This window comes from Anaerosporobacter sp. (genome assembly GCF_031551385.1).
Taxonomy (GTDB): domain Bacteria; phylum Bacillota; class Clostridia; order Lachnospirales; family Lachnospiraceae; genus Anaerosporobacter.
On the sequence record NZ_JAVBNS010000216.1, the window covers coordinates 20,251 to 27,866 of the forward strand.

Genomic DNA, 7,616 nt, shown 5'->3' on the forward strand with positions numbered 1-7,616 from the left:
AAAAACAGTAAAAACATATTGACTTTATTGCAAAATAGCATAAAATAATTAAGAGTGGTATATTATACTGCGAATAGGTATCAGAGAGAATACCTATTTTATTGAACATTCACAGTTTAGGAGGAGAACATTCAGTGGTTACAAGCAATGCTAATGATAGCAGACCAAGAGAAAACCATAGTAACGAGACGAGGAACAACAATTATAGGCCAGTAAATCGAGATAACGATAATCGTGGTGAGGGAAGAACCTATAATGGAAACCGTGACAATCGCGGTGAGGGAAGAACCTATAACGGAAACCGTGATAATCGCGGTGAAGGAAGAACCTATAATGGAAATCGTGATAACAACGGTGCAAGAACCTATAATGGAAACCGTGATAACAACGGTGAGGGAAGAACCTATAATGGAAACCGTGATAACAACGGTGAAGGAAGAACCTATAATGGAAACCGTGAGAATCGTCCGTTTAATAAGGAAGGAAGACCTTATAACAAAGACGCCAAACCATTTAACAGAGAAGGAAGACCTTATAACAGACAAGGGGATTCAAACAATCGCGACGATAGACCAGCAAGACCATACAAGAAACCAGGAGAATATTCTGATCGTCAAGGCGGATATCAAAGAGATAATAATGGGTATAGAGGCAAAGACACAAGAGGCGGATATAATAAAGATCGTGGTTTTAATAAAGACAATGATTACGATTCTGACAGAAATGAAGGTAGATCTGGTAAAGGCTATGGTAGCAGAGATCAAAGAATGAAAGATGCACCCTCAAAGGAAAAAGAACAACAACCAGATAAGTTTGAGACAATTAAGCGTATAGAACGTGAGAAGAAGGCTATGCAGAAGAAACAGGAAAGTAAGAAAACTGAGAAACAGGCAAAGCCACAACAAAAGCAAAAAAGAGCAAAGAATCTCGATTGGACACGTGGATATCAAAATGGTCTATATGACGATGATGATGAAGATTATACAATGTATCTATAAGTCGAGAATTCGATATCTATAAGATAAAAATGTAAAGAGAGAAGGATTCTAATTCCGGTTAGAGTTCTTCTTTTTTTCATTGGAGTAGATTTAATGCAATATTGCAGGTTGCGAACAAATGTACTATAATTATTATTAAAATAATAGTTACGAAAGGAATTGCAGAATGTACAAGATTGTTGGTCATGTTATTAAAGTTTCTGTACGAAATCTTGTTGAGTTCATCTTACGGAGTGGCAATATTGATAATACACAGGCAGCATCAGGAGATGCTGATGCGATGCAAGAAGGTAATCGCCTACATCGTAAGATTCAGAAACGAATGGGAAGTGAATATCAAGCAGAGGTATCGCTGAGCATAACTGTACCTGCATTTACTTTGGATGAAGAGTACTCGCTTTGTGTGGAAGGACGTGCAGATGGAATAATCCATACAAGTAAATTGAATGAAGAGAATAATTTATATGAGAATATAGTAATGATAGATGAAATCAAGGCAATCTATATGGAGTTAAGTTTTCTGAAGGAAGCTTCACCAGTACATCTAGCACAGGCGATGTGTTATGCGTATATTACAGCAAAGAATGAAAACTTAGATTCAATTGGCGTAAGAATGTCATATTGTAATATAGAAACAGAGCAAATGAAATATTTTGAAGAAACATATTCCTATTCTTACTTAGAAACATGGTTTCAGAAGCTAACATCAGAGTTTGCAAAGTGGATGGAATGGCAGTGTACTTGGATACAAGAGCGTAATAATACAATTAAAGGCATAGAGTTTCCATTTCCTTATCGGGAAGGGCAGCGTGATTTAGTAACAGGCGTGTATAAGACGATTATTCGGGATAAAAAACTCTACATTGAAGCACCAACAGGGGTTGGGAAGACGATTTCAACCGTGTACCCTGCTGTTAAGGCGATGGGAGAAGGATATAGTAATAAGATATTCTATATGACAGCTAAGACAATTACACGAACTGCCGCCGAAGATACATTCGCACTTTTGAAAGAGAAAGGAATGAAACTTAAAGTAACGACGATTACAGCGAAGGATAAATTCTGTATATTAGAAAAGACGGAATGCAACCCTGGTGCATGTGAAAGGGCAGAAGGGCACTTTGACCGTGTAAATGATGCTGTATATGATTTGATTACGCATGAAGATTCCATTACGAGAGACTTATTATTAGAATATGCCGCAAAGCATCGTGTATGCCCATATGAGATGTGTCTTGATGTTACAAGCTGGTCAGATGCAGTAATATGCGATTACAACTATGTATTTGATCCAAATGTATATTTGCGAAGATTCTTTGCAGGAGAAACAAAGAATGATTATATCTTCCTAATAGATGAGGCACATAATCTTGTAGATCGTGCTAGGGAGATGTATAGTGCAGAATTGTTTAAACAGCATTTCCTTGATGCGAAAAAGGTAGCGGCAGGATATAGCAAGAAATTAACAAAACGATTAGAAGCATGTAATAGTAGTATGTTAAAATTAAAAAGGGAATGTGAAGAGTTTGAGGTTATAGAGAACGTTGGTGATCTTGCTTTACATCTGATGCGATTACTAACAGAAATAGAGGAATTCTTGGCAGAGTGGAAGAATTTTGAGAATCAGGATATTATTTTTGAACTATATCTACAGATTCGACATTTTATGAATATGCATGAGTTGCTCGATGAGAATTATGTAATCTATACCGATTATGAGGAAAGAGAAGGGTTTCGAGTAAGATTACAATGCATGAATCCTGCAAAAAATCTAGCGGCATGTCTTGCAAAAGGGAAAAGTGCAATCTTCTTTTCTGCAACATTATTACCAATCCATTACTACAAAGATCAGTTAGCAGGATCGGAAGAGGATTATGCGATTTATGCACCATCTCCGTTTGATAAAGATAAGCGACTACTTGTTATTGGAAATGATGTTAGTACAAAATATACGAGAAGAAATCAAAGCGAATATGAGAAGATGGCATCGTATATTATAGAGTTGTCGAAAGCGAAAGTAGGAAACTATATGGCATTCTTTCCTTCGTACCAAATGATGAATGAAGTAGGACGCATACTGGAAGGGAAGATGCATATGGGAGAATTCAAAGCGCAGCTTGACTTGCAGCATAACGCTATGACAGAAAGAGAGAAGGAACAATTCCTTGAAGACTTTGTGGAAAATCCAGAGGAAACAAGAATTGGTCTTTGCGTTATGGGAGGAATATTTAGTGAAGGAATTGATTTGCGAAGTAATCGCTTAATAGGAGTGGTTATTGTAGGAACTGGACTTCCTATGGTATGTAATGAAAGAGAGTTATTTCGTTCGTATTATGATGAACAAAATGGAAATGGATTTGATTATGCATATCTATACAATGGAATGAATAAGGTGCTACAATCTGCTGGACGTGTAATTCGTACGCAAGAGGATTGTGGTGTTATCGTATTACTAGATGAACGATTTATGAACCGACAGTATCAGAATCTGTTTCCGAGAGAATGGTTTCCACATGAAGTAACGGCATATTCAAAGTTTGAGTCAGTGGTTAGTGAATTCTGGGAAAATGTAACGACTATGGACAAAGTAAATTAACTAGTTAAGACGATAATAGTTATCGATAATATTCAAGAGATAGGGAGACATAACATATGAAAAAGAAAGCAGCAATATTTGATTTAGATGGAACAATAGCAGATACACTAGAATCAATTGCATATTCAGCAAATATGATGTTAGAATCACTAGGACTTATGAAAAGACCTGATGAAGAATACAATTACTATGCTGGTGATGGTGCAGATGTATTAGTTATGCGTGCATTAAAGGCAGCTTGTAATAACGAGGAACAAGCAAAAGAATTGTTTTTACAAGCAAAAGCAAAATATAAAGAAGTGTTTGAAGAGTATTGTATGTACAATGTGAAACCATTTGATGGAATTGTTACGATGCTTAATGAATTAAAGGCGAGAGGCATTAAGATAGGAGTGCTATCCAACAAGCCACATGATAGAACCATAAGTGTTATAAATGAACTTTTCGGGGAAAACTATTTTGATAGTGTGTGTGGACAAAAAGAAGGATTACCTAAGAAACCAGACCCAAGTGGAGCAAGAATTATGTTAGAAGAATTTGCTGTAGTAGCAGAAGAATGTCTATACGTTGGGGATACGAATGTAGACATGCAGACAGGTAAGAATACAGGAATGTTTACAGTGGGAGTATTATGGGGATTTCGTGACCGAGAGGAATTAGAGCAAAATCATGCTGATGTGATTATTACAAATCCATCAGAACTACTTACATATATCGAGTAGTTAGAAGAGGAGGAGAAGGATGAAATATTATAAAAAGGTTTTAATTGCAGTGATAGGAATATTCTTTGTAGGACTAGGAATTGCATTTAATGCAGGAACGTTGTTTGGAAATGATTCAATTGGAATCTTATACGATGGCATGCGAAATGCACTGGGGATGCCATCAGAAAAATTAGGACTAATATCAAATGTAGTAAATGTAGCCATGATTATCATTTTGTTTATAATCGGAAAACGATATATCAATGTCGGAACATTCATTTATATACTGCCACTAGGTTTCTTCGTATCAATAGGGACAAGTATATATAATGCATTAATAAACCAAGGCAGTTTTATGCAAAGAGTAATCGGTGCAGTAATCGGATGCGGTGCAATCTATTTTGGAGTAGCACTATACATTGTCGTAGATATCGGACTAGACCCATTCACAGGAGTCGTAATGACAATAGCCAAAAAGCTAGGCTGGAATTTTAGAAGAACGAAGATATGTTTTGATATCTTGATGGTGGTAATCGGCTATCTAATGGGGGGGAAATTAGGCGTTATCACACTGGTAGCAGTAGTAACGGCTGGACCATCAATTCAATTCTTCTCTGATAGAATGAAGAAGATAATTAGGATTTCATAGGTATCTAGTAGTATGATAATTAGGATTCAAAACCTTGATAATTGAATCTTAAAAAGATTAGAAAACAAAGATTATAATAAGTTGATACTAAGCACTTGAGATTTTTCTTCATCCAACATCTATCTTGTACTTGTGTATCAACAACGTAGATATGCAAAACTTCGATACCTATCCTTGCGTATTCGTTGGTGCGCTATAACTAAAAAACGATAGCGAAACACCTATAGAACTTCTTAGTGTGTACATGTGAAACCAAGGAAGGCGAGGCAAGGACGCCGAGCCAGCCTGAGCTGAGGCAGGATGCCGAATCGAAGGCGTTTCCGTAACATTTCGATATCTAACCGTACACACTTAGAAGTCCATAGGTGTGTAGCGTGTTTTGTGTTATAGCGCACTAACGAATACGCTTTGAAAATGTAAAAAGTTTTGCATGAAATATATACAAAAGTACTTCAACAGAAAGGAGAAAAATTCAATGAAGTTTATTCATACGGCAGACCTTCATATTGGAAAAGTGGTTAATGAGTTTAGTATGTTGGAGGAACAAAAAAGGATATTGGGGCAAATACTAAACATCGTGAAGGAAGAGGGAGCAGATGGTCTGATTCTAGCAGGAGATATCTATGACCGTTCTGTGCCATCTGCAGAAGCAGTGCTTGTTTTGGATCAATTTCTAAGTGAGGCAACAAAACTGGGAATCCAGATATTTATGATAAGCGGAAATCATGATTCGCCGGAAAGAATAGGATTTGCACAAAGTATTCTCGAAGAGAAAGGCTTGCATATTGAAGGTAGAATACAAGGGAATATGCAACCGATTGTAATGGAGGATGCATATGGGAAAGTGAATATCTATATGCTACCATTTGCAAAGCCAGCAATTATAAGACATCTCTATCAAGATGAAACAATAGTTACATGTGAGCAAGGTGTACATAAAATAATCGAAGAATCAAATGTAGATGCGACATGCCGTAATCTATTGATAACCCATCATTTTGTAACGAATACAGGAAAACTACCAGAGCAAAGTGAGTCGGAAGCGAATTTGTTACTAGGTGGAGCAGAGAATGTGGATGCCCATGTTTTTGAAGCATTTGATTATGTAGCACTTGGACATATTCATGGGGCGCAGCGAATGGGAAGAGATACAGTACGATATAGTGGTTCGCCGATTAAATATTCATTTTCTGAAGTATTTCATAAGAAGAGTGTAACGGTGATTGAGCTAAAAGACAAGGGAGAAGTAACGTTATCTACACGAAGTCTTACACCAATTCATGATATGAGAAAAATCAAAGGAACATTAGCGGAACTTATGAAGGAAGAGATATATTCATTAGCAGATGTGAATGATTATCTGCATGTAACCCTACTTGATAAGCAGGAATTATTCGACCCTATGGGGGAACTTCGAAGTGTGTATCCCAATATTATGCAGATTGCATTTGAGAAGAATGAGCGAAAAGAAAGTGCAGAGAGTGTTAGTGTAACAGATACAAGGAATAAATCAATCTATGAACATTTCAAAGATTTCTATGCAAGTGTTATAGGAGAAACGTTAGAAGAGGAATATGAAGCTTGCATGAAGGAAGTGATAGAAGAGATTGGAGGTGATATTGTATGAGACCGTTGCAAGTAACGATAGCTGCTTGGGGTTCTTACAAGGAAAAAGCAGTAGTTGATTTTACAAAATTTAATCAAGGAAGTTTATTTTTAATAACTGGACCAACTGGTGCTGGAAAGACAACAGTATTTGATGCAATATCATTTGCACTTTATGGAGATGTAAGTGGCAAAACAAGAGAGAAAGGTTCACTTAGAAGTGATTTTGCTACACCAGCGGAAGATACCTATGTAGAATTGCTATTTGAGCATAAGGGAAAGAGTTATCGTGTATATCGTGCACCTAAGTATGAACGACCTAAAAAACGTGGGGAAGGAATGACATTGTCGCAAGAAGTAGCGGAATTATATATTGAAGACCAGTCTCCTATTGTTGTAATAACAGAAGTAAATCGAAAGATAGAAGAGCTTCTTGGAATGACATATCTTCAATTTAAGCAGATATCTATGATTGCACAAGGGGAATTCTTGGAGCTACTTGTTGCAAGTTCCAAAGACCGTGTTGAAATCCTAAGAAATATATTCAAAACGAATCAGTACGAGAAGCTACAGAAAGCATTAACAGAAAAGGCACTACGATTACAGAGAGAACTAACGGAACAGAATAATCGTCTTGACGAGATTGTGAATACGATTGAATATAATCGTTTTGATGAAGACGATGAATTAACAGGACTTCTTGCATCGCAATCTTATCATTATGAGAGAATCCAAGCTCTTTTAAAAGAAGGACTAGCAGATTCGAAGAAAAAGGAAGAACAGTTAGAAGCAAGTATTAAAGAATGTGAACAAGAAGAAAAACGATATATAGAAAGTATTGCAAAAGGTGAGAAGATTAATGAGAATCATCAAAAACTTGCAAAATTAGAGGAAGAACTAAGACAATTAGAGAGTCAAAAAGAAATGTTTGCAACGAAGAAACAAAGAGTGACGCAAGCATTACAGGCGATGAATGTAGATTCCTTTGCTAAGATATATGAGGCATCTGCTTTGCGATATAATACAGCAAAGGCAAAGTGGGAGCAGGTGAAAGCAGAATTAGA

The 7,616-nt window shown here is 36.6% G+C and carries 6 protein-coding genes; all 6 read left to right on the forward strand.

The genetic code is table 11. The annotated features are described in order from the left end of the window. Positions 1 to 134 precede the first annotated feature (134 nt). The gene (locus RMR19_RS16695; RefSeq protein ID WP_310604638.1) at positions 135 to 998 is read left to right on the forward strand and encodes a hypothetical protein; all 864 of its coding nucleotides are present in this window, start codon (positions 135 to 137) and stop codon (positions 996 to 998) included. A gap of 166 nt (positions 999 to 1,164) precedes the next feature. Further along, a complete protein-coding gene (locus RMR19_RS16700) occupies positions 1,165 to 3,594 on the forward strand; it encodes an ATP-dependent DNA helicase (RefSeq protein WP_310604639.1) in 2,430 nt (809 codons plus the stop codon). A 56-nt stretch (positions 3,595 to 3,650) separates the two neighbouring features. Beyond that, a complete protein-coding gene (locus tag RMR19_RS16705) occupies positions 3,651 to 4,316 on the forward strand; it encodes an HAD family hydrolase (protein ID WP_310604640.1) in 666 nt (221 codons plus the stop codon). Between the two features lie 19 nt (positions 4,317 to 4,335). Further along, positions 4,336 to 4,947: a YczE/YyaS/YitT family protein gene (locus RMR19_RS16710; protein ID WP_310604641.1), complete on the forward strand. Its 612-nt coding sequence runs from the start codon at positions 4,336 to 4,338 to the stop codon at positions 4,945 to 4,947. Positions 4,948 to 5,422: 475 nt separating this feature from the next. After that, positions 5,423 to 6,574 (forward strand): exonuclease SbcCD subunit D, encoded by a 1,152-nt coding sequence (locus RMR19_RS16715; protein WP_310604642.1) that lies wholly within the window; start codon positions 5,423 to 5,425, stop codon positions 6,572 to 6,574. After that, positions 6,571 to 7,616 (forward strand): SMC family ATPase (locus RMR19_RS16720; protein WP_310604643.1); only part of this gene is annotated, 1,046 nt, incomplete at its 3' end. The genes RMR19_RS16715 and RMR19_RS16720, both read left to right, overlap by 4 nt.

What these genes read in the sequence shown, in the direction of transcription:
- RMR19_RS16700 (WP_310604639.1), top strand. Translation starts at nt 1,165, where the DNA reads ATGTACAAGATTGTTGGTCATGTTATTAAAGTTTCTGTACGAAATCTT.
- RMR19_RS16705 (WP_310604640.1), top strand. Translation starts at nt 3,651, where the DNA reads ATGAAAAAGAAAGCAGCAATATTTGATTTAGATGGAACAATAGCAGAT.
- RMR19_RS16710 (WP_310604641.1), top strand. Translation starts at nt 4,336, where the DNA reads ATGAAATATTATAAAAAGGTTTTAATTGCAGTGATAGGAATATTCTTT.
- RMR19_RS16715 (WP_310604642.1), top strand. Translation starts at nt 5,423, where the DNA reads ATGAAGTTTATTCATACGGCAGACCTTCATATTGGAAAAGTGGTTAAT.